Origin of the sequence: Parasphingorhabdus sp. JC815, from assembly GCF_040717415.1 — a bacterium.
Taxonomy (GTDB): domain Bacteria; phylum Pseudomonadota; class Alphaproteobacteria; order Sphingomonadales; family Sphingomonadaceae; genus Parasphingorhabdus.
On record NZ_JBFEFM010000016.1, the window covers coordinates 1 to 572 of the forward strand.

A 572-nucleotide genomic window follows, 5' to 3' on the forward strand; every position below is an offset into this window, starting at 1 on the left:
ATCCCGTTTTCAATGTCGGAAACCCATTCAATCAACAATGTCCGCAAGGATCATCCCGCGATGATTGCCGAGATCAAGGCGATTGCCGATCTGGTCGCCGCGCAGCCCGAAGGGCAGCGCCCTTATTTTGAAGTCGGCCTGTCCACCGCCTTTGGCTGCACGTTGGAAGGACCGGTGCCCGATGACCAGATTGTCCGCCTTGCCGAAGCGGCTATGGAAGCCGGCGTTGCCGAAGTCGGTCTGTCCGATACCACCGGCTATGCCAACCCCGCTCAGGTCACCCGGCTTGTCCGCAAGGTTAAAGCTGCGATTGGCAACGACAAGCTGAATACACTCCATCTGCACAACACACGCGGTCTTGGCCTCGCTAATGTTATGGCCGGACTGTCAGAAGGCATAACAACATTTGACAGTTCGCTTGGCGGGCTGGGCGGCTGTCCTTTCGCCCCCGGTGCTTCGGGTAATATTGTCACCGAAGATCTGGTGTTCATGCTGGCGGCGATGGGAATTGATACCGGCATTAATCTGGAAAAATTATTAAAAGTACGCGACATCGTTGCCGAGGCCCTGCC

At 56.3% G+C, this 572-nt stretch carries 1 pseudogene; it reads left to right on the top strand.

What is annotated here, in order from left to right:
- Positions 1–572, top strand: a pseudogene (locus tag AB1K62_RS14645) (hydroxymethylglutaryl-CoA lyase); the annotation flags it as partial.